17 protein-coding genes are annotated in these 22,062 nt (G+C 69.2%); 6 read left to right on the top strand and 11 right to left on the bottom strand.

Annotation, left to right across the window (positions count from 1 at the left end):
- Nucleotides 1-41: 41 nt before the first annotated feature.
- The 6 genes from mmsB to KCH48_RS14180 form a co-directional block, all read right to left on the bottom strand.
- Nucleotides 42-1,286 (bottom strand): multiple monosaccharide ABC transporter permease, encoded by a 1,245-nt coding sequence (mmsB, locus tag KCH48_RS14205; protein WP_210573987.1) that lies wholly within the window; start codon nt 1,284-1,286, stop codon nt 42-44.
- Nucleotides 1,283-2,833 (bottom strand): multiple monosaccharide ABC transporter ATP-binding protein, encoded by a 1,551-nt coding sequence (gene mmsA, locus KCH48_RS14200; RefSeq protein ID WP_210573985.1) that lies wholly within the window; start codon nt 2,831-2,833, stop codon nt 1,283-1,285. The genes mmsB and mmsA overlap by 4 nt, the downstream gene beginning before the upstream one ends.
- A gap of 36 nt (nt 2,834-2,869) precedes the next feature.
- A complete protein-coding gene (gene chvE, locus KCH48_RS14195) occupies nt 2,870-3,979 on the bottom strand; it encodes a multiple monosaccharide ABC transporter substrate-binding protein (RefSeq protein ID WP_374104680.1) in 1,110 nt (369 codons plus the stop codon).
- Nucleotides 3,980-4,121: 142 nt separating this feature from the next.
- Nucleotides 4,122-5,090, bottom strand: coding sequence for a hypothetical protein (locus tag KCH48_RS14190; protein ID WP_210573981.1), 969 nt, complete (start codon nt 5,088-5,090; stop codon nt 4,122-4,124).
- Between the two features lie 111 nt (nt 5,091-5,201).
- Nucleotides 5,202-6,206, bottom strand: coding sequence for a zinc-binding dehydrogenase (locus KCH48_RS14185; RefSeq protein ID WP_210573980.1), 1,005 nt, complete (start codon nt 6,204-6,206; stop codon nt 5,202-5,204).
- A complete protein-coding gene (locus KCH48_RS14180) occupies nt 6,203-7,363 on the bottom strand; it encodes a mandelate racemase/muconate lactonizing enzyme family protein (protein WP_210573978.1) in 1,161 nt (386 codons plus the stop codon). The genes KCH48_RS14185 and KCH48_RS14180 overlap by 4 nt, the downstream gene beginning before the upstream one ends.
- Before the next feature lie 286 nt (nt 7,364-7,649).
- Here KCH48_RS14180 and KCH48_RS42220 point away from each other — a divergent pair, with 286 nt between their 5' ends.
- On the top strand, nt 7,650-8,636 hold the full coding sequence (locus tag KCH48_RS42220; RefSeq protein ID WP_246885290.1) for a hypothetical protein: 987 nt from the start codon (nt 7,650-7,652) through the stop codon (nt 8,634-8,636).
- Nucleotides 8,637-8,734: 98 nt separating this feature from the next.
- On the opposite strand, the gene KCH48_RS14170 is transcribed toward KCH48_RS42220, so the two are convergent.
- A complete protein-coding gene (locus KCH48_RS14170) occupies nt 8,735-9,172 on the bottom strand; it encodes a MarR family winged helix-turn-helix transcriptional regulator (RefSeq protein ID WP_210573976.1) in 438 nt (145 codons plus the stop codon).
- A 140-nt stretch (nt 9,173-9,312) separates the two neighbouring features.
- Here KCH48_RS14170 and KCH48_RS14165 point away from each other — a divergent pair, with 140 nt between their 5' ends.
- Nucleotides 9,313-10,311 carry an NADP-dependent oxidoreductase gene (locus tag KCH48_RS14165; RefSeq protein WP_210573975.1) on the top strand — a complete coding sequence of 333 codons (999 nt, stop codon included), beginning with the start codon at nt 9,313-9,315 and terminating at the stop codon, nt 10,309-10,311.
- Between the two features lie 71 nt (nt 10,312-10,382).
- Here KCH48_RS14165 and KCH48_RS14160 read toward each other — a convergent pair whose 3' ends face one another.
- The 3 genes from KCH48_RS14160 to KCH48_RS14150 form a co-directional block, all read right to left on the bottom strand.
- On the bottom strand, nt 10,383-11,561 hold the full coding sequence (locus KCH48_RS14160) for an alpha/beta hydrolase (protein WP_210573965.1): 1,179 nt from the start codon (nt 11,559-11,561) through the stop codon (nt 10,383-10,385).
- Between the two features lie 296 nt (nt 11,562-11,857).
- Nucleotides 11,858-13,012 carry a serine hydrolase domain-containing protein gene (locus KCH48_RS14155; protein ID WP_210573963.1) on the bottom strand — a complete coding sequence of 385 codons (1,155 nt, stop codon included), beginning with the start codon at nt 13,010-13,012 and terminating at the stop codon, nt 11,858-11,860.
- The gene (locus KCH48_RS14150; protein WP_210573961.1) at nt 13,009-15,576 is read right to left on the bottom strand and encodes a M14 family zinc carboxypeptidase; all 2,568 of its coding nucleotides are present in this window, start codon (nt 15,574-15,576) and stop codon (nt 13,009-13,011) included. Before KCH48_RS14150 ends, KCH48_RS14155 begins: the two co-directional genes overlap by 4 nt.
- Before the next feature lie 272 nt (nt 15,577-15,848).
- Between KCH48_RS14150 and KCH48_RS14145 the strand changes: the two genes are divergently transcribed.
- From KCH48_RS14145 to KCH48_RS14135, 3 genes are all read left to right on the top strand, one after another.
- Nucleotides 15,849-16,718, top strand: coding sequence for a hypothetical protein (locus tag KCH48_RS14145; RefSeq protein ID WP_210573959.1), 870 nt, complete (start codon nt 15,849-15,851; stop codon nt 16,716-16,718).
- Nucleotides 16,719-16,814: 96 nt separating this feature from the next.
- Nucleotides 16,815-17,288, top strand: coding sequence for a carboxymuconolactone decarboxylase family protein (locus KCH48_RS14140; RefSeq protein ID WP_210573957.1), 474 nt, complete (start codon nt 16,815-16,817; stop codon nt 17,286-17,288).
- Nucleotides 17,289-17,346: 58 nt separating this feature from the next.
- Nucleotides 17,347-18,141, top strand: a complete 795-nt coding sequence (locus KCH48_RS14135) for an EI24 domain-containing protein (RefSeq protein WP_210573955.1) — start codon at nt 17,347-17,349, stop codon at nt 18,139-18,141.
- Here KCH48_RS14135 and KCH48_RS14130 read toward each other — a convergent pair whose 3' ends face one another.
- Nucleotides 18,142-19,380, bottom strand: a complete 1,239-nt coding sequence (locus tag KCH48_RS14130; protein ID WP_210573953.1) for a pyroglutamyl peptidase — start codon at nt 19,378-19,380, stop codon at nt 18,142-18,144.
- A 186-nt stretch (nt 19,381-19,566) separates the two neighbouring features.
- Here KCH48_RS14130 and KCH48_RS14125 point away from each other — a divergent pair, with 186 nt between their 5' ends.
- Complete coding sequence (locus KCH48_RS14125; protein ID WP_210573951.1) at nt 19,567-22,002, top strand: glycoside hydrolase family 3 C-terminal domain-containing protein; 2,436 nt, start codon at nt 19,567-19,569, stop codon at nt 22,000-22,002.
- Nucleotides 22,003-22,062: the final 60 nt, after the last annotated feature.

The following is a 22,062-nucleotide window of genomic DNA, read 5'->3' as shown; positions in this document are numbered from 1 at the left end:
AATGGAGGGGCCCCGCTCTGTGAGCGGGGCCCGAGGACGACTCACGAACCGACCTTGCGCTTGTTCCACACGTCGAAGCCGACCGCCGCCAGCAGGACCAGGCCCTTGATGACCTGCTGCCAGTCGGTGCCGATGCCGACGAGGTTCATACCGTTGTTCAGCACGCCCAGGACCAGACCGCCGATGATCGCGCCGAGGACGGTGCCTACGCCGCCGCTCATCGACGCGCCGCCGATGAACGAGGCCGCGATCGCCTCGAGCTCGAAGTTCAGTCCGGCCTTGGGCGAGGCCGCGTTGAAGCGGGCGGCGAAGACCAGACCCGCCAGGGCCGCGAGCATGCCCATGTTCACGAAGACAAGGAAGGTGACCTTCTTGTCCCTCACACCCGACAGCTTGGCCGCCGGGAGGTTGCCGCCGATCGCGTAGATGTGGCGGCCGATGATCGCGTTGCGCATCACGTAGCCGAAGCCGACCAGCAGCACACCGAGGATGAGCAGCACGATCGGGGCGCCCTTGTAGCTGGCGAGCATCAACGTCACCGTGAGGATGGCGGCGCCCAGCGCGACCAGCTTCAGCAGGAACAGCTTGGTGGGCAGGACGTCGAGGTCGAACTCCTGCTGCCGGCGGCGGTCGCGGAACTCCTGGAAGACCACGAACGCGATCAGCCCGATGCCCAACAACAACGTGATGTTGTGATAGTTGGTCTCCGGCCCGACCTCCGGCATGAAGCCGTTGGAGACCTTCTGCAGCCCCTCCGGGAACGGGCCCAGCGTCTGGCCCTCGAGGAAGATCTCGGTGAGACCGCGGAAGATCAGCATGCCCGCGAGGGTGACGATGAAGCTCGGTATGCCGCCGTACGCGATGAAGAACCCTTGTGCCGCGCCCGCGACCGCGCCCATGGCCAGGCAGAGGATCACCGCGACCGGCCATGGCAGGTCGTTCTTGACCATGAACACGGCTGCCATCGAGCCGATGAACGCCGTCAACGAGCCGACCGACAGGTCGATATGGCCCGCGATGATGACGAGCATCATGCCGATCGCGAGGATCAGGATGTAGCTGTTCTGCAGCACCAGGTTGGAGACATTGCGCGGCAGCAGCAGATCGCCGTCGGTCCACACGGCGAACAGCGCCACGATCAGGCCGAGTGCGAACAGCATGCCGTACTGCCGCATGTTGCGGCGCATACCGTCCAGCATCAGCTGCAACAGGCCGCCGCCTGTGCTCGAACCGCCCTTTCCGGCCGGCGCGGGGGCCGGCGTCTTGGCGGTCACATCCGTGCTCATCGGGTTACCTCTTTGTCCTTGGTCATCTGACGCATCAGCGTCTCCTGTGAGGCCTCGGCCCGCGAGAACTCACCGGTCAGCCGGCCCGCGGCCATCGTGTAGATGCGGTCGCACATGCCGAGCAGCTCGGGCAGCTCGGACGAGATGAAGACGACCGCCTTGCCCTGCGCGGCGAGTTGGTCGATGACGGTGTAGATCTCGTACTTGGCACCGACGTCGATACCGCGCGTCGGCTCGTCCAGGATCAGCACATCCGGACCCGCGAAGATCCACTTGCTGAGGACGACCTTCTGCTGGTTGCCGCCGGACAGCTTGCCCACCGGCTCGAAGACGGTCGGCGCCTTGATGTTCATGGACTTGCGGAAGCCCTCGGCGACCCGCCGTTCCTCGTGCTCGTCGACCACCCCGCGCTTGGAGACCTTGCCCAGGGCGCTGAGCGAGATGTTCCGGCCGATGGTGTCGATGAGGTTGAGGCCGTAGTGCTTGCGGTCCTCGGTGACATACGCGATGCCGTGCTTCACGGCCTCCGCCACCGACTTCGTACGGATCTCCCGGCCGTCCTTGAAGACCGAACCGCCCGCGTACCGGCCGTAGGTGCGCCCGAAGACGCTCATCGCCAGCTCGGTGCGGCCGGCGCCCATCAGGCCCGCGATGCCGACGATCTCCCCGCGCCGCACGGTCAGCGACACATCGTCGACCACCTTGCGCTGCTGGTCGATCGGGTGGAACACGGTCCAGTCGCGGATCTCCAGAGCCGCCGCGGCGCCCACTTCGGCGTCGTGCTTCGTCCGCTCCGGGAAGCGGTGCTCCAGGTCCCGGCCGACCATGCCGCTGATGATCCGGTCCTCGGTGGTCTCCGGGGCCTTCACGTTCAGCGTCTCGATGGTGCGGCCGTCGCGCAGGATCGTCACCGAGTCGGCGACCGTGCGGATCTCGTTGAGCTTGTGGGAGATGATGATCGAGGTGATGCCCTGCTTCTTCAACTCCAGGATGAGATCGAGGAGTTTGCCGCTGTCCTCGTCGTTCAGGGCGGCGGTCGGCTCATCCAGGATGAGCAGCTTCACCTTCTTCGACAGCGCCTTCGCGATCTCCACGAGCTGCTGCTTGCCCACGCCGATGTCGGCGACGCGGGTGTCCGGGTGATCGCTGAGACCGACCCGCCGCAGCAGCTCGGTGGCGTGCCGCAGCGTCTCGGTCCAGCTGATGATCCCGCGGGTGGCGTGCTCGTTGCCGAGGAAGATGTTCTCCGCGATGGAGAGGTAGGGGATCAGGGCCAGCTCCTGATGGATGATCACGATGCCGTGATGCTCGCTGGCCTTGATGTCCTTGAACTTGCAGGCCTCTCCCTCGAAGAGGACTTCACCGTCGTACGTCCCGTGCGGATGAAGGCCGGAGAGGACCTTCATCAGGGTCGACTTGCCGGCGCCGTTCTCCCCGCAGATGGCGTGGACCTCGCCCTGCTGGACGGTCAGAGTGACGTCCGACAGCGCTTTGACGCCGGGAAAGGTCTTGACGATCGAGCGCATTTCCAGGACGGGTCCCGCCATGGTCGTGCCTTCCAATCCCTAGGTGCGGCGGTTGTCTTAGAGGTCGTTCGCCTTGAGGAAGCCGGAGTCGATCAGTTCCTTCTGGTAGTTGGCCTTGTCGACGGCCACCGGCTCCAGCAGGTAGGCGGGGACGACCTTCGAGCCGTTGTCGTACGTCTTGGTGTCGTTGACCTCGGGCTCCTTGTCGTTGAGCGCCGAGTCGACCATGTTCGAGGCGACCTTGGCGAGTTCGCGGAGGTCCTTGAAGACGGTCATCGACTGCTGGTCCGCGATGATCGACTTCACCGAGGCCAGCTCGGCGTCCTGGCCCGTGACGATCGGCAGCGGCTTGCTCTTGGAGCCGTAGTCGTCGGACTTCAGGGCCGACAGGATGCCGATGGAGATGCCGTCGTACGGCGAGAGGACCGCGTCGACCCGCTCGGACTTGTAGGAGCCGGTCAGGATGTCGTCCATGCGCTTCTGGGCGGTGCCGCCGTCCCAGCGCAGGGTGGTGACCTGGGTCAGCTTGGTCTGGCCGGAGCGGACGACGAGCTGCTTCTTGTCGATGTAGGGCTGCAGGACCTTCATCGCGCCACCGAAGAAGTAGCGGGTGTTGTTGTCGTCGTTGGAGCCGGCGAACAGCTCGATGTTGAACGGGCCCTTCTCGGAGCCGTCCTTCAGGCCGAGCTTCTCGACGATGTAGTTGCCCTGGAGCTCGCCGACCTTCTCGTTGTCGAACGAGGCGTAGTAGTCGACGTTCTCGGTGCCGAGGATCAGGCGGTCGTAGGAGATGACCGGGATGTTCGCTTCCTTGGCCTGCTGGAGCACGTTGTTCATCGACTTGTTGTCGATGGCCGCGACGATCAGCGCCTTCACGTCCTGCGTGATCAGGTTCTCGATCTGGGAGACCTGCTGGTCGGGGTCGTCCTCGCCGTAGACCAGCGTGGTCTTGTACCCCTTGGACTCCAGTTCCTTCTTGACGTTGTTGCCGTCGGCGATCCAGCGCTCCGACGACTTCGTGGGCATCGCGATGCCGATGGTGGCGCCCTTGGTGCTACCGGAGTCCTCCTCGCTGCCGCCCTCGCCGCTCTGACCGCAGGCAGTGAGGGTGAGGGAGAGGGAGGCGGCCGTGGCTATCGCGGCGAGTGCGGCTCGGCGAGTACGCATGATCATCATCCTTGATGTCTGTGACTGACTCGGTCTGGCGGTGCGGTGAGGCCCCGTCGGGTGGTGCGGTACGACCGAAGAGAGGGTGTGTGGGATTGTGTTCGGCTGCGTCTTCTTTTGTGAAGAGGTGACGGCCGGAACGTTATGAGGGTGTTTCGAAACGACGGAGCGCGCCCGGCAGCCGGGAGCCGAGCGGCGCCATGTCGCCGTCCGCTCCGTGCCGCGCGAGCAGGTCCAGAGCGAGCCGTCCGCGCCGCACCCGTTCCCGGGCGGTGGTCAGGGTCAGATCGCGCAGATGGTGCCCGTACGGGTAGATACCGGGCGCCTTCGAGAGGCCGAACTTGAGGTAGAGCGGTGCGCCGCGCCGGATCAGCTCGGCGACCTCGTACATGCGCACATAGCCGCCGAGATCGTCGGGGGCCTCGATGTACATGTCCATGGGCGCGGCGGAGACCCGCCGGATCTCGGTGAGATGGTCGAGCGTCAGATCGCTGGGCACATTGATCGAGTCGGCGCCCAGATTCTCGTAGACCGCGTACGCGGCCGGATTGACCGGTCCGATCAGCGCCGAGACCTTGAGGGTGGTGTCGGCGGGGATGATGCCCGCCGTGCGGGCCCGGTGCAGGGTCCACAGCACGCCCTCGTCGGCGACCAGCAGGCACTTGACGCCCAGCTCCGTCGCCCGGACGGCGTCCTCGACGCAGCCGGCGACGGCGTCATGGCCGCGGGCGCGCAGACCGCCGCCGCGGGAGTCGGTCCGGGTGGATCCGCCGATGTCCCAGGTCCCGCGCGGGCCGGTGAACAGGCAGAGCTCGATGTCACGAGCGTTCGTCGCGTCGACCATCTCGGTGATCTCGGCGTCGGTCAGCATCCACACGCCGCTGCCCTGGCTTATCCGGTGGATCGGCACATCGAGCCGCGAGGACTCCTTGAGGATCACGGCCAGCGCTTCGGGCCCCTCGCACGAGGGGACCTCGGTGCGCCAGCCGCCGCCACCGGGGAAGGAGTGCGGCGAGGCGTCGGCGGGGTCGAGGGCGGGCGCACCCAGGCCGAGCGTGGTGAGGGCCTGCTCACCGGGTCGGCGGGCTGCCGTATCGGAAGCGTCGGTCACAAGCTGTCCTTCTTGTTCGATATGTCGGACGAGGTTCGCGGCTCAGGGTGCGGGGGGCTTGGGTGTACGCCGGTACGGAAGCCGTCAGGTTGCCCCCGTACCGGCGTACGACTAGGGGCGCAGGAGCACTTTGCCGACCTTCGGATCACCGGACCCCACCAGCTCGATGGCCTGCGCGAACTCGGCCAGCGGCAGCTCGTGCGAGACGAGCGGCAACGGATCGAGCAGCCCGGCGGCGAACACCCGCACCGTGTGCGCCCAGGCGTCCGGCGGCGCCCCGAAGACGGTGTGCACCTCCAGCTGCCGTACGACCAGATCGGTCGGGTCGAGACCGTCGGCGCCCGGCGCCGGGATGCCCGTCAGGACCAGGCGTCCGCCGCGCCTGAGCAGGGAGGCGGCGGTGCGCGCGGCGGACGCGGACCCGGCGGTCTCGATCACCACGTCGAAGTCGTCGGGGAGCGGCTGGTCCTTCGTACGGAAGTCGGTGGCGCCGTACTGGCGTGACAGCGCCTCGCGGTCGCCCCGCGTGCCGACGACCAGCAGCTCGCCCGGGGAGCCCGCCTTCAGGAACTGCACGGCGAACATGCCGAGCGTGCCGGTGCCCACGACGGCGACCCGCTCGCCGGGCCGCGCGTTCGCCTTGATCGCCGCAGCGGCGATACAGGCAGCGGGCTCCAGCAGGGCGGCCGCGGTGAGGTCGCAGTCGTCCGGCAGGACGTGCAGCAGCCGGGCCGGAAGCGTGAGCGTGGTGGCCATGGCGCCCGGCTGGGTGAACCCGGTCTCCTCGTAGCCGGCCGTGCACAGCGTCGTCTCGCCCGCGTGGCAGCGGTCGCAGACCTGGCAGTTCCGGAAGCCCTCGCCGACGACCTTGCGGCCGACGATCGACTCCGGCACACCGGCTCCGACGGCGCGCACGGTGCCGGACCACTCGTGACCGGGGGTGAGCGGGTAACGGACGTACCCCTCGGGCCGGTTGCCCTGATACACCTCGCGGTCGCTGCCGCAGATCCCGACGGCGTGCACGCCGACGAGCGCCTCGCCGGGACCGGGCTCACGTGGCGTGTGCTCGGCGAGCCGGTGCTCGCCGGGCGCCTCGATGACGACCGCGGTGCTCACTTGTCGCTGCCCTTCGGCTTGCGCTGCTCCCAGCCCTCGGCCCACAGGTCGAACCGGGCCTGCTGCTGCGGGAATTCGGCCGCCGCGTCGGTGTCGAGCTCGACGCCGAGACCGGGCGCGTCGGAGATCTCGAAGTACCCGTCCACGACCTGGGGCGCCCCCTTGACGACCTTCTTGATCTCCGCGTCCGCGAAGTCGTTGAAGTGCTCCAGGATCTTGAAGTTCGGCGTGGAGAAGCCGACTTGGAGGGAGGCGGCGGTCAGCACGGAGCCGCCGACATTGTGCGGCGCGACCAGCATGTAGTGGGTCTCGGCGGTGGCGGCGAGCTTACGGGTCTCCCAGATGCCGCCGATGTGGCCGACATCGGGCTGCAGGATGTCGACGGCCTGGCTCTCGAACAGCTCGCGGAACTCGATGCGATCGTGAATGCGCTCACCGGTGGCGACGGGCATGTCCACCTTCGCCGAAACCTTTTCGAGCGCCTTCAGGTTCTCCGGCGGCACGGGCTCTTCCAGCCACGCGGGCTTGAAGGGCGCGAGCTCGTGCGCGAGACGGACGGCGGTGGAGGGCGAGAACCGGCCGTGCATCTCCAGCATCAGCTCGGAGTCCGGCCCGATGGCGTCGCGCACGGCCTCGATCAGCGACACGGCGTACAGGGTCTGCTGGTGGTCCAGCTCGAAGTGCCCGGTCCCGAAGGGGTCGATCTTGAGCGCCTTGTACCCGCGGGCCATGACCTCCAGGGCGGCCTTGTGGTAGGCCTCCGGCGTCCGCTCCGTCGTGTACCAGCCATTGGCGTAGGCCTTGACCTTGTCGGTGACCTTGCCGCCGAGCAGCTGCCACACCGGTACGCCGAGCGCCTTGCCCTTGATGTCCCAGCAGGCCATCTCGATGACGGCGATCCCGGACATCACGATCTCGCCGGCCCGCCCGTAGTCCCCGTACTTCATCCGGCGCACGAGGTCTTCCGTGGCGAACGGGTCGGAGCCGAGAATGTGGTTGTTCTCGGCCTCCCGCAGGTAGCCGATCAGCGCGTCGGTGTGGCCCAGCATCCGGGTCTCGCCGACACCCGTGATCCCCTCGTCGGTGTGCACCTGGACATACGTCAGATTGCGCCACGGCGTTCCGACCACGTATGTACTGATTCCGGTGATGCGCACTGCAGTTGCCCCTTGCTGCGTCGACGGCTCTGTTCTTGGCTGTTCTTGGCTGTGCTGGCTGTTCTTGCGTGTTCGATATTTCGTCACTCGTTCGAAATGCTGGCGTGACAGTAAGGACGGGGTGGTCTGGGTGTCAATGGGTCGAACACATAACAGTTTCGACAGTTTCGAGAAGAGCTTTCGATGCCCCGCGTCAACGCGCCATACCGGAAGCGGAAGTTCCCTACACAACTTTCACAGCCGTGACTATGAACGTTACGTCCGAGGAACTTAGTCTCCTCGCGTCATGAACTACTGCCACCCGTGCCAAAGGCACCTGAACGGCGCCCTGACCTGCCCGGGCTGCGGCGCACCGGCCGACTCGCTTGACGCGGGGGCGGGCGCGGGCGCGAGCGCGGCGTATGCGGGGGTGTACGAGGCTCCGGGCGGGGCGTACGGGGGGTCGGGAGAGTATGACGCTCCCGGGGCCTCTGAGGGGTTCTACGAGGCGCCTGGTGGGGCGTATGAAGCTTCCGGTGGGGCGTACGAGGAGCCGCGCGCCGGTGACGCCGGTGAGAGTGACGCCCACGGTGATGACGGTCATGACGGCGATTACGACGAGGACGAGCCCCACGGACGTGCCGCCCGGCGGCGTGGTCGGCGTCGGGGGCGGGGCCGTGCGCGGGATGTCACGGTCGCCGTGGGGGCGGTCGGTGTCGGTGACGGTGACCAGTCGGACGACGAGCTTGACCCCGAGGGTGCCGACGACGAGGACCCGGCCTCCGGAGGCGCGAGTCGTCGCGACCGCAAGGCTGCGGCCCACCGTCGCCGCCGTCGCCGGACCGTGCTCATATCCGCGGGCTTCATCCTCGCCGCCGCCGGCCTGAGCCTCGCGGAACTCGGCATAGACGCCCCGGGTTCCCCTTCGAAACCGGCGGCCGCGGGCGGCGACGCGTCCGCCGAGGGCGGCACGTCGAAGGAGGCGGACGAGACGGCCGAGCCGACAGGCGACGCGGAGGGCACCGCCGGAACGACGGATACCGCGAGCCCGTCCGGCTCCACCTCCCCCTCGCCGTCCAAGTCCGAGAAGGACGACAAGCCGACCAAGGAAGAGGCCGAGCAGGACGCCCAGTCCGCGACAGCGGCCCCGGCACCGAACCCCACCACCCCGGACCCCGCCCCCTCGTCCCCCGCCGAAACCCCGGCCCCCAGCGCGAACCCGCCCACCTCGGACCCGACACCGGACCCCTCACCTTCGGAGACGTGCGAGCGTTTCCTGTGGTGGTGCGCTTAGCACAGCGCCCCGAAGGGGCGCGGGGAACTGCGCGACCAGCCAAGACGGCGCCGCAGCCAAACGACCGCCTCACATCCCGGCACCATCCAGCGAAGCGCTCACGCTTCCAACATGCGCCGTAGCAAATCCCGCAACGCCAGTCGCTCATCCTCGGAGAGCCCCGCCAACGGCTCCCGCGCGAACCGCAGCGACTCCCGCAGACCGCGCGCCACCCGCCGCCCCTCGTCCGTCGTGGCCGCCAGCTTCACCCGCCGGTCCTTCGGATCCGGGCGGCGCTCCACCAGCCCCCGGGACTCCAGCCGGTCCACTATCCCGGTCACGTTCGACGGCTCGCACTTCAGCTTCTGGGCCAGCTTGCGCATCGGCAGCGGCTCCAGGGACAGCAGGCTGAGCAGCCGCGCCTGCGCGCCGGTCAGGGCGTGGTCGGCGGCGGCGACGTCGAAGTCCTCGTGGTAGCGGGCCACGACGCCACCGATCAGCTCGACCACTTCCATGGTGAGGGCGTCGGGGCGGCGGGTCTTCTGGTCAGTGGCCATGCGTCTCAGCGTACCCCGTTACTTGACATCATGAAATATTGAGGAGCATGGTTGTTTCAGGTGCTGAAGTATTGACGTCGAAGTAGTCGAAGTACTGGCACCGAAGCATTTTCTCGCTCGCTCGGAAAGGCACTCCCCTCATGATCAACCGCGAATGGCACCTCCTCTCCCGCCCCGTCGGCTGGCCCAAGCCCGAGGACTTCGCCCTGGTCGAGAGTGAGGCCCCGACGCCGGGCGAAGGCCAGGTCCTCGTCCGGAACAAGTACCTCTCCGTCGACCCGTACATGCGCGGACGCATGTCGGCGGCCAAGTCCTACGTCGCCCCCTTCGAGCTCGGCAAGGTCATGCAGGGCGGCGCCGTCGGCGAGGTCGTCGCCTCCAACGCCGAGGGCATCGCCGTCGGCGACCACGTCCTGCACTTCCTCGGCTGGCGCGAGTACGCCGCCGTGGACGCGAAGAACGCCGTCAAGGTCAACCCCGACGCCGCGCCGCTGTCCACCTACCTCGGTGTGCTCGGCATGACCGGCCTCACCGCCTATGCCGGTCTGCTGCGCACCGCCTCCTTCAAGGAGGGCGACGCCGTGTTCGTGTCCGGTGCCGCCGGCGCCGTGGGCAGCCAGGTCGGGCAGATCGCCAAGCTGAAGGGCGCCTCCCGGGTCATCGGGTCCGCGGGCTCGGACGACAAGGTCAAGCTGCTCGTGGAGGAGTACGGCTTCGACGCCGCGTTCAACTACAAGAACGGCAAGGTCAGTGACCAGCTCCGGGAGGCCGCACCGGACGGGATCGACGTCTACTTCGACAACGTCGGCGGTGATCACCTGGAGGCGGCGATCGGCCAGCTGAACCGGGACGGCCGGATCGCCGTCTGCGGAATGATCTCGGTCTACAACAACACCGAGCCTGCCCCCGGCCCGCGCAACCTCGCCCGCCTCATCCAGACCCGTGGCCGCATCGAGGGCTTCCTGGTCGGCGACCACTACGACCTCCAGCCGCAGTTCGTCCAGGAGGTCGGCCCCTGGGTCGCCTCGGGTGCGCTCAAGTACCGCGAGACGGTCGTCGAGGGCATCGAGAACAACCTGGAGGCCTTCCTCGGCGTCCTGCGCGGCGACAACACCGGGAAGATGATCGTCAAGCTCTGAGGGTCGCCCGTCGCCTGTAGATCATTTGCCGGCGGTCACCGTAGGTCATGTGTAGAACGGTCACCCGTAGGTCATTTGTGGAAGAGCACTTCCGGGAACTCCGGTGACGGGCCGTCCAGCAAGGGCCGGCTGGCGCCCTTGAGGTGGAGGTCGAAGAAAGCCGTGACGTAGCGGCGCGTTATTCGCTGCGACTGCTCGCCCGACAGCGGCTCCTCCGGGGGCAGGAGCCCCAACTGGTCGGCGAGCACCGGTGTGTCGGTGAAGGTGAAGTGCCCGGAGCCCTTCACGGCCAGCCAGCGTTTCCAGCCGTCGAGGTGCGGCCAGTCGCGCACCCAGGAGGCGTCGTCCTCCTCGGTGCCCAGCAGCATGAACGGCCGCCCGTCCAGGCCGCTCGCGGGCACGGGGTCGAACAGCGAGCCGTCCAGATTGACCCCGGCCCGGACCCGCTGGTCGCCGGCCATGGTGGACGCGGTGGAGGCGCCGCCTATGGAGTGACCGGCCATGCCGATCCTGGTGCGGTCGATCAACTCGGCGTGGCGCCAGGCTGAATGACGGGAGGTCAGTCGGTCGAGCAGGAAGGAGACGTCCTTCGCGCGACCGGCGGCGACGGTCTTGTAACCGACTTCGGGCGCCTTCTCGCAGGCGACGCAGGTCAGCAGCCGGTTGCCGGGGAACGCCGTACCCACCGACTCATAGGCGTGGTCGACGGAGGCCACCACATACCCATGGCTCGCCAGCTCCTCGGCGAGCAGCGTCAGGGTCGAGCGGTTGACGCTGAACCCGGGCGACAGCACGACCAGCGGGAACTTCCCCTGGGCAGGGCGGGCGCCGGGGCGGGCGTGGGTGCGGGTGCCGCTGAGCGTCTCGGCGGGCACGGCATCGGCCAGGTCGCGGTCCTCCAGGAAGGCTCGCGCCTCGCCGGTGGTCATGTACGGGGCCGTCCTGCCGTGTCCGGGGCGGGCCGGGTAGTACAGCGACACCATCAGCTCTCGGGCGCCTGCCTCCGGGACCCATGGGTCGGGGCGGGTCTTGTCGATCAGGTGCAGGGTGTCGCGGCCTATGGCCGACTGGCCTGTGGGGCGGGGGAGTTCCAGGCGTACTTGGTCGTTCTGGGTGGGAGCAAGGGTGGGAGCAAGGGTGGGAGCAGGGGTGGGTGTGTGGATGGGCGCGGCCATGGCCGCGCCTGTGCCGAGGAGGGCCAAGGACAGGCCGAGTAACGCGGCCGTGGCGCCGCGAGGCAGTCGATTCATGCAGATGAGGCTAGGAGGCCGGGAGTGTAGACCGCGTCACTCTGCGTGGTGATCCACCGGTAGTCCTCAGGACCTACGGGATGCCCCTGAGCCCTACCTTTGGTGTGGCCCTACTCGATTGCTCGGTCGCCTCCGGGGGCGCTCACTGCCGGTGTCGAGACGGCGATCGTGCTCGACGCTTCGCGCCTCCGCGCGTTCGCCGTCTCGACACCGGCGCGCCCCCTGCGGCTCCCTCGCGGCCGGCGCTTCGGACCAGTTGTTGTTGGTGGGCTCTTGCCCTCTGCTCTTGTTTGCGGTCAGGTCGCCAGCGTTGCCTTGTGGGCCGCCCTTACGAAGCGCTCGTTCTCCGGTGCTGCTCCGCCTGGGTAGGCAAATCGGCGTCGGGTGTAGCCGTAGGCGAGGCCGCTGCGGGGGTCGGCGAAGGCCTGGGAGCCGGGGGCGCCGCTGTGGCCGAAGGCGCCGGCGCCCAGGAAGGGGTACCAGGTGTCGGCGGTGGCCTGGAAGCCCAGGCCGTAGGAGCGGTGGGTGCGGGTGACCAGGTCGTAGCCGATGGAGTGGATCTGGCCCACCTCGGCTGCGGTGTCGGGCTTGAGGAGGGGTGGGCGGTCGTTCATCTCGCTGATCGCTGCCGCGTACATGCCGGCCAGGCCGCGCGCGGATGCCACGCCGCCCGCTGAGGCCTGGCCCTTGGCGCGTACGGTGCGGGAGTTGGCGAAGTCGGTGAATTCGCCGGGGTCCGGGACGTGGGCGTTGAACGCGATCGACGTGAGGGTGTGCGGGCCGGTCGGGGCTGCGTCCAGTACGGCCTGTTGCTTCGGGGTCGGCAGCATGGGTTGTGCCGAGCGGAAGCGGGGCTCGAGCGGCTGGGGGAGCCCGAGGTGGAAGTCGAGGGCGTACGGGGCGCGTACGCGTTCCTCGAACAGTTCCTGGAGGGTGCGTCCCGTCGCGCGGCGTGCCACCTCGCCGGCGAGGGCGCCGATGACCAGGGCGTGGTAGCCGAAGGCGGTGCCGGGACGCCAGAACGGGCGTTGGTCCGCGAGCCGTTCGGCGATCATACGGTCGTCGGCCAGCTCGTCGAGGGAGAAGCCGGTGTCGAGGCCGATCAGGCCTGCCCGGTGGGTCACCAGGTCGCGCAGGGTGAGGTTGGCCTTGCCCTCGGCGCTGAACTCCGGCCAGTAGTAGGTCACTTTGCGGTCGAGTTCCAGCGTGCCGTCCTGCACGAGCAGCGCGACCACGAGGTGGGCGGCGCCCTTGGTGGACGAGTACACGCCGTAGAGGGATGTGGCGTCGGCGCCCTCGCCGGTCCACAGGTCGACGACTCTGCGGCCGTGGACGTACGCGCACAACTGGCCCTCGTAGTCGTCCCGTTCGCTTGCCACGAACGCGGCGAATTCGTCGCGCACCGTGTCGAAACCCTCCGCTACCGTGCCGTGAATCTCCTTCGTCGTCATCCACCACTCTCCTGACTCGCCTGTGCCACGGTGAACAATGCCCGCGCCACCTGCGCGAATTCCCCCTTCGGATGATCCCGGAAGAGGGGTTCGGTGCCGAACAGCACGGCACCTGGACCACTGATGACGGAGGCCTGCCCGGCCGCCGCCTCCGGACCGCCACTGCCGTCCTCCAAGGGCCTCCAGTGCCCGGAGAGCAGGGGGTTGGCGGTTCCGTACGACTGCTCGACCCGCACTTCTGGGCCGAGGTCGGTGAACCAGACGGGCGCGTAGACGAAGCTGTGGTCCGGAGCTCCGCCGGTGATCCGCCCGGCTTTGTTGACGACTTGCACTACGCCGTTGGCGTCACCGTTGCCCTCCACCGGCTTGGCCGCCAGCAGGCCGGTCGCGGAGGTGAGGTCCGCGCCGGTGGCGCCTCGGCCGACCAGACCGCCGTGGTGGGTGGTGAGGAAGGTGTCCAGTGCCTTGCGGGCCGCCGGATTCAGGGCTTCGTAGGACAGTCCTGCTGAGACGAACAGGGCGTCCGTCTTCGACCAGTCGAAGCCCGCGTTCAGTACGGCCGTGGAGACGGGCGTGACCTCGAAGTTCATCTCCCGGAGCGCGAACAGCTCGCCCGCTGTGACGGCAGCGGTCAGGCGGAGTCGGCGCAGTTTCGTGGTGCCGCGCGCGTGTGTTGCCTCGAAGGTCACGTCGTGGGTGCGGGCCGCCGTGATTGCCGCCTTGCGTGCCGAGGGCGGGAGGATCGCGCTGCCGTCCGGGGCCTGGCGTATGGAAATGCCCTGCTGGAGGAGGTCGTTGAGAGCCGCGATCTCCTGGGGGGTGTCCAGGCGGAGGCGGAGGGGGCCGTACGGGGCTACGTGGGCGACGGGCGTGGCTCTGTCGATGGTGCGGAGTATGCCGTACGGCAGGCTGCCCCTCTGTGCGGACTTCACCGTGGCGCCCCAGAGGCGGCCCAGGCTCCAGCCCGAGATGTCGTACATCACCGATACCTTGTCGCTGATGTCGGTGCCGTCGGCGAGGAGGGCGTTCGCGAGGCCGCGCTTGGGCTGGTGCATGTCGATGACGTAGGAGCCCTGGGGGTACGTCTTTCCGGCCAGGTGGAAGGGGCGGGTGGCGCGGGTGACGGTGACGTCGTTGGCGAGGAGGTGGTCCACGAGGCGGGCGGCTGCGGTCGCCGAGCGCTGGGACGGCCCGGTGGGCATGACGTATGAGCGGGGGAAGTTCGTGGTGTAGACGTCCTCGGGGCCGATGCCGGGGACGCCGGGAACCGTCTCCTCCGAGACCGGGATCTGTGCCTCGCCTGCCGCGCCGCGCCGGAAGACCTCGATCTGGTCGGCGATCAGTGAACCACGGTGGGCGCGTGTGAAGTCGAGGGTGGCGCGGAGGGCGGCGCCCGCTACGTCGACGTTGATCGCGGACCTGCGGCGCAGTTCCGCCGTCGGGAGGGTGTCGTACTCCTCGTTGTTCACTGCGAGCGGGATCTCTATGGTGTGCGCTGCGACCGTGCCCTGGAAGGCCGCGTACTGAGGGGTGAAGATGGGCGGCCAGTCGTCCCAGCCCTCCTGCTGGTCACGGAAGGGGATTTGGGCGGGCTCCACGCCGTCCTTGGCGGGTGTGTAGCCGAGGCCGTTGACCGCCGACTCCATGCGCAGGGCGTTGGCGTAGGTGTTCTTGAGGAAGAGGTCGTACTCGTAGTTCTCGCCGTGCGGGGGAGTGGTGGGCTCGATGAGGGTGCCGTTGACGTAGCCGTGCAGGTCGAGCATGACGGCGGGTTGCTTGTCGATCTGGATCTGGCGCATCGCGCGCGTCTCGGGCTGCGAGGCGGTCACGAAGTCCCGGTTCATGTCGAACCCGTTGGCGTTGGCGCGGGTTCCGGCGATACGGCCGTCCGGGTTGGCGGTGATGTTGAAGTAGAGGCGGGAGCGGGAGAGGAGGTCCTTGGTGCGCGTGTCGTTCGCCGTCGCCAGTTGTTCGATGAGGTCGAGGGAGGCGTCTGTGCCTTCCCACTCGTTGCCGTGGATGTTGTTGTTCACGAACAGCGGGACCTTGTAACGCGCTTTGATCTCAGGGGATTTGGCGGCGGCCGCGGGTGCCTTCTCGATCAGCTCGCGCATCCGTTCCTGGGCGCGGGTCTGGCGGGCGGACTCCGGGGCGGTGACCGTGACGAGGTACAGACGGTGCCCGCCTGCCGAGCGGCCCGCGACCTCTACGCTCACCCGATCACCTAAGGCCTGCAAGGCGTTCAGCTTCGGGGCGATCGCGTGGTACGGGGTGAGGCCCAGCTTGATCGACTTGTCGGCGGGGTTCTCGGGGTCGGGGGTGAGGAGCTGCTCGCGGGGATAGCCGCTTGCGGAATCGGTTCTTCCGACGGTGGTGGCGAGGGCCCGTTCGGCCGCGCCCACCGGCGTCAGGGCGGCTTGTCGGTCGAGGGCGGGGCCCTCGCGGGTGACGGGCTCGGTGTCGGCCCCGGCGCTGCCGGGGGTGAGCAGAAGTGAGCCCGCCGTGGTGAGGGCCAGGGCGGTGATCAGGACGGGTCTCGCAGGGGCGGTTCTCGTGGTGCGCACGCGTACCTCCTCCGGGCTTCCTGAGATCGGTACGGCGAGATGTACCTGTTCGACTCAACGGCAACAAGAGGGAGTCCGTGGCGCCGATGCCCCGGATGGCGCATCCCCGGCCCGGTGAACGGGGCATGCTGAGAGGGCCCGGCGGTTCCGCAGCGCCCCGAAGGGGCGCGGGGCTGTGACATATGCGGCTCCGCCGCGTGGGCGCGACCAGCCCCCACGGACCCGCAGCCGAGTCACCGCCTTCCAGCGGAGCGCATACGCGAGGAGTGTTCATGGCGACGATCCCTTCGCTCCCCAGCAGGGACGAGATGCTGCGCATGGCCCGCAGCACGACCGACATCACCGGCCAACTCCTGGACACGGCCGGGAACATCACCAGAATCGCCATCAACACCTTCGACCCACGCGACGGTTCGGGCGCGGAGGCGCTGCGCGTCCTGCGCGAGACCACCGCCGAACTCGCCGAGGCCAGCGCCTCCCCGCAGGCCCAGGAGGCCTTCTACCGCATCGTCGACACCCTCACCCGGCTCGGCACCAGCGGCGCCCCGCTCGCCGTGCACCCGGTCAGCGAACCGGCCCAGGCGCTGCTGGCGGCGGTGAGCGACAGTCTGCTGCCGGTGCTGGACGCGGTGGAGCCCGCGGTGGAGGAATTCGCCACTGCCCTCGGCGACTTCGTCGAGGCGACGTCCCCGCTGCTGCCCGCGGCGGCGGGCCTGGCCGCGGGTGTGCTGCTCGCTCTCACCCCGCTGATCCGGGCCGCGACCGACGTCCTCGACGAGTCGACCCCCGAACTCCGCCGTGTCGCCGACGCGTTGACGTCCGCGCTGGCTCCTCTGATGCCGCTCCAGGTGGCCCTGGCCGAGCGCGCGGCCGCCGCGGGCGCGGGTGTCGTACGCGCAGCCCTGCCGCCCCTTGCCGACCTCACGGAAGCCGCGGCGGCGACGACCAAGGCGGCGCGGCCGGTGCTCATCGCCGGGGAGGAACTGGTGGTGTCCGCACTGGAGTCGGTTCAGCCCCTGATGCTGGCCACGGCCTCGCGCGCGGGGCGGGTGGCGCGGGCCGCGGCGATACGGGTGACGGCGGCGGTGTCTCCGGCGGCGGATCGCGGGGTGGTGGTGGCCGTGTCCGCGGCGGCGGGCTGAGACAGGGAGACGCAGGCCACATTCGGTGATGTCACATCGCGCCGGGGTCGTTCCGTCATAGCTGTGTAGCCAACGACAACGGCCGAGGAGATCACCATGACTGCCCGACTGGACGCCTTCAGCAGCCCGACCATCATGAAGGTCTTCAAGCAGATCACCGCGGCGAACACGGTGCTCAAGGACTCGACGCTGCCGGTCGCGACACAGGAGCTCGTCAAGCTCCGCGCCAGCCAGATCAACGGATGCGGCTTCTGCACCGACATGCACTTCAAGGACGCCGTCGCCGCCGGTGAGACCCCCGAGCGTCTCAATCTGGTCGCGGCCTGGCGGGAGGCCACGGTCTTCACCGAGGCCGAGCGGGCCGCGCTCGAACTGGCGGAGCAGGGCACCCGCGTCGCGGACGCGGCCGGCGGTGTCACGGACGAGGCCTGGGCGTACGCCGCCAAGTACTACGACGAGGAGGAGCTGGCCGCCCTGGTGTGCACGATCGCCCTCATCAACACCTTCAACCGGGCGAACGTCATGCTCCAGATGCCCGCCGGCGACTACCAGCCCGGCCAGTTCGGATAGCCGGGAGTGCCCACTGCCCACCCCGTCACTGTCAGTGCATGCCGTTAGAGTTTTCTCCATGCGCGATCTTGGGGTGGGCTTCAATTACCTGCTGAAGGGCCAACGCTGGGTGGCCCGGCACGGCAAGCAGTACGGCTTCGGGCTGGTCCCGGGCCTGATAACGCTCGTCCTCTATGCGGCGGCGCTGGTCTCGCTGGCGCTGTGGGGCGAGGACTTGGTGGCGTGGGCGACGCCCTTCGCCGACGACTGGTCCAGCCCTTGGCTCGGCCTGTTCCGCGGCTTCCTCACCGCCGTCCTGTTCGCCCTGAGCCTGCTCCTCGCCGTCCTCACCTTCACCGCGGTCACCCTCCTGATCGGCCAGCCCTTCTACGAGAACCTCTCCGAGAAGGTCGACCGGGACGTCTCCCCGGACGGCACCGCACCGGAGTCCGGCCTGCCGCTCTGGCGCGAGCTGTGGATCTCCGGCCGCGACAGCCTGAGAGTCCTCATACGGGCCTTGCTCTGGGGCATCTTGCTCTTCGCCTGCGGCTTCATCCCGGTCGCCGGCCAGACGGTCGTCCCGGTGATCGGCTTCTTCGTCACCGGCTTCTTCCTCACGGAGGAACTCACCTCCGTCGCCCTCCAGCGCCGAAACGTCGTCCTGCGCGACCGCCTCGCCCTGCTCCGCTCCCGAAAGTCCCTGGTCTGGGGCTTCGGCACGCCTCTCGCGCTGGCCTTCGTGGTCCCGTTCGTCGCGGTGTTCCTGATGCCGGGCGCGGTCGCGGGCGCGACGCTGATGGCCCGCGACCTGGCCGGCGAGGAGACCGTCGAGGACGGTGCCGAAGACTCCGAGGAGGAGGGAGTCACTCAGTGATCATTCGTTGACGGCCACCGTCAGGATCGCCCGCACCTGACCGATGATGTCCAGCCGGTTCTTCACGAACTCGGGGTCGGTGACCGCCCCCGTCGCCGGGTCGGTGTTGCCCGTGCCGAACTGCAGCACCGGCGTGTGCACATGCCCGCCCGGCAGCGCGTCGTGCAGCCCCAGCCGGTCCCGCAACAGCGTGGCCCGGTAGGCGATCTCATTGGACAGGTAGTCGCCGCCGCCCCCGGCACGCGCCGTCGACCCGGGCGTCGGCCCGTCCGGCCGTACGACGGACTGGGTGCCGCCCGCCGGGATCTCGGTCACGCTGGTGTTGTCGTAGACGGGGAACCGCCCGGTGTTCGCGGCCACGATCGCGGCGTACGGCAGGCTGGTCGTCGTCCACTGCGGCTGCGAGGCCGGGTCGGTGACCGGGATCGTCTCGGCCGTACCGGTGTTCTCGTTGTCCAGGAAGCCGCCCCGCCAGGCCCCGTTGGTCCGCTCGACGTCGAACCGCCCGACCCGGCCCTGGCTCACGGTCGTGAACAGGTCCACCTTCGGCAGATACGGCCGCAGCGCCCGCTCCACCGTCCCCGCCGTGAAGTCCCGCCAGCGCACCGGGAACACGGCGGTCTCGATCCGTGCCGGACCGTCCGCCGTCTCGATCACCGTGCCGTCGAGAGCCAGCGCGGTCGCCCCGGACGGGTTGGAGATCCGGATGTCCCGGTCCAGCGTGAACGGGTCGAACCCGGTGACCAGGACCCGCTTCATCCCCTTGCCGTGCGGATACCGGATGGCGGTCTGTCCCCGAGAATTCCGCTCCAACTCGTCGAGCAGCTTGGCTCGTTGGGAGTCGCTCAGCGTGAACTCCGGCTCCCAGGTGCGCACTTCCCGGGTCATCCCGAGCCGCGCCCAGTACAGCGGCCGGTCGTCGTCCCGGCTCAGATCCCCGGCGGCCGGCGCCCGACCCTGTGCCCGAGCGACGGCCAGCCGCCACAGCGTCGCGCCCTCCCGTACGACGGTCCGGCGGGCCTGCGCATACGACTCCGCCGCCGCGAGCGCCCGCGCGAACTCCGGCGCCACCGTGTCGAATCCGGAGCGCCTGAGGATCTCCTGCGGTTGCGCCTTGTCCAGCCGCAGCTCCTCGACCGTCGGGGCCGGGGCTGTGTCCGCCGTCGCCGTCGTCGGGGCGGCGAGCCCCGCCAGCAGGGCGAGTCCGAGTACGCCGATCCGAACACGTATGGAATTCAAGGGGGTCAGGTCCTTCCGTCGCTGCGGGGAAGCGTGCTCGGCAGTATGGCGTGACGGGAGTGACATGGGTAGCTCAGCCAGGAGAGGCGGCCAGTTGCGGTTTCGAGTCCTTCGCGGGTGCCGAGGAAGGATGGAGACAGCACGGACTCAACGAGACAGCACGGACTCAACGAGGAGGCAACCCCGATGGCGGGAACCCGCACCCACGCCGATGAAGCGCGCGAGGAGGTCGTCGAGGCCGCGCTTGCCAGGCTCGGGCTCGACGCGAAGGCACGGCTGCTGGCCGGTCAGGACATGTGGACCCTGCCCGGGCTCCCCGAGATCGGGCTGAAGCCCCTGGTCATGTCGGACGGCCCGATCGGCGTCCGGGGTGTGCGCTGGACCGCCGACGACCCCTCCGTCGCCCTGCCGTCCCCGACCGCCCTCGCCGCCACCTGGGACCCGGAACTCGCCCGCAGGGCAGGGGTGCTGCTTGCCCAGGAGAGCCGCCGCAAGGGCGTGCACGTCCTGCTCGCCCCCACGGTCAACCTGCACCGCTCCCCGCTGGGCGGCCGGCACTTCGAGGCCTACAGCGAGGACCCGTACCTCACCGGCCTGATCGGCGCGGGCTATGTGAAGGGCGTCCAGTCGGGCGGCGTCGGCACCACCGTCAAGCACTTCGTCGCCAACGACGCCGAGACCGACCGCTTCACGGTGAACAACCTGGTCTCCGAACGCGCCCTGCGCGAGCTGTACTTGGCCCCCTTCGAGACCATCGTCGAGAACGCCCACCCCTGGGGCATCATGACCGCGTACAACACGGTCAACGGTACGACGATGACCGAGCACCGCTACCTGGTGAACGAGGTCCTGCGCGGCGAATGGGGCTTCGACGGCTTCAACGTCTCCGACTGGACGGCCGCCCGGTCGACGGTCGGTGCCATCGAGGGCGGCCTCGATGTCGCCATGCCGGGTCCGGACACGGTGTACGGCGCGGCGCTCGCGGCGGCCGTACGGGACGGCAAGGTCGACGAGGCCACGGTCGACACCGCCGTACGCAATGTCCTGCGCCTCGCGGCCCGCGTCGGCATCCTGGAAGGCGCCGAGCCGGTCGTCACCGAGCTCCCGGAGACCGTCGACGGCAGCGAGCTGGCTCGCGAGATCGCCCGCCGCGCCTTCGTCCTCGTGCGCAACGAGGGCGCGCTGCCGCTGAAGCCGGGAAGGGTCGCCCTCATCGGCGCCGCCGCCCGCGACGCCCGTGTCCTCGGTGGCGGCTCCGCGACCGTCTTCCCGTCCCGCATCGTCTCCCCGCTCGACGGCCTCACCGCCGCGCTTCCTGAAGGCACCCTGACCTACGCCGTCGGCGCCGCCCCGGACACCGAACTCTCCGTCTTCGACCCGGGTTTCGAGCTGCGTGCGATCTGCCGTGACGCCGACGGAAACGTCCTCGGCTCCGACTCCGCCCCGGGCGGCCAGCTGAAGTGGATGGGCCCGTCGGCCCTGCCCGAGGGCGTCACCTTCGAGCAGCTGCACACCGTCGAGGTCACCGGCACCTTCACGCCGCGCGAGAGCGGGCTCCACGCCTTCGGCATCCAGGGCATCGGCACCTTCACGCTGACCATCGGCGGCACGACGTACTTCGACGACGTCCAGAACCCCGCCAAGGACGACCCCTTCATCACCTTCTTCGGCGAGCCCACCCCCCGCGCCCAGGCCGAACTCACCGCCGGCGAACCGGTCGACGTCTCCCTCACCTACGTCGTCACACAGCCCGAGGGCCTCCCGATGCGGGCGATCATCTTCGCCCTCGCCCACCAGGATCCGCAGCGCGACCCCGACGAGCTGATCGCCGAGGCCGTGGCAGCGGCACGCGACGCCGACACGGCGGTCGTCGTGGTCGCCACGACCGAGCGGGTCGAGTCCGAGGGCTTCGACCGGGCGGACCTGCGCCTGCCCGGCCGCCAGGACGACCTGGTCCGCGCGGTCGCCGCCGCCAACCCGAACACCGTCGTGGTGGTCAACTCCGGTTCCCCGGTGGAGCTGCCGTGGCGCGACGACGTGGCCGCGGTCCTGCTCAGCTGGTTCCCCGGCCAGGAGGGCGGCGCGGCCCTCGCCGACGTCCTGACGGGCGCCCACGAGCCCGGCGGCCGCCTGCCCACCACCTGGGGTTCCCTCACCGACGCCCCGGTCACCCAGGTCGTCCCGTCCGACGGTGAACTCCCTTACTCGGAGGGCGTGTTCATCGGCTACCGCGCCTGGGAGAAGGAGGGCCGCAGCCCGTCGTACGCCTTCGGCCACGGCCTCGGCTACACCGACTGGACATACGAGTCCGTCGAGGTCACGGGCACGACGGTGCGGGTCCGGGTGCGCAACTCCGGACAGCGCCCGGGCCGCGAGGTCGTCCAGGTCTATCTCGCGCCGAGCGAGCCCGACGCCGAGCGCCCGGCACGCTGGCTGGCCGGTTTCGCGGGCGTCGAGGCCGCGCCCGGCGAGAGCGCCGAGGTGACCGTGGAACTCCCGCGCCGCATGTTCGAGATCTGGGACGAGATGACCATGTCGTGGTCGCTTGTGAAGGGTTCGTACGAGATCCAGGTCGGCCGCTCGATCACGGACCGTCGTCTCACCGCGACGATTAACGTCTGAGGCGGGACGGGACTTCGGGACGAGCCTTCCCACGAGCAGCCCCGGCCCGGGACCTGACAC

Source organism: Streptomyces sp. GESEQ-4, from assembly GCF_017948455.1.
GTDB lineage: Bacteria > Actinomycetota > Actinomycetes > Streptomycetales > Streptomycetaceae > Streptomyces.
This window is presented reverse-complemented; position numbering and strand designations above follow the sequence as displayed.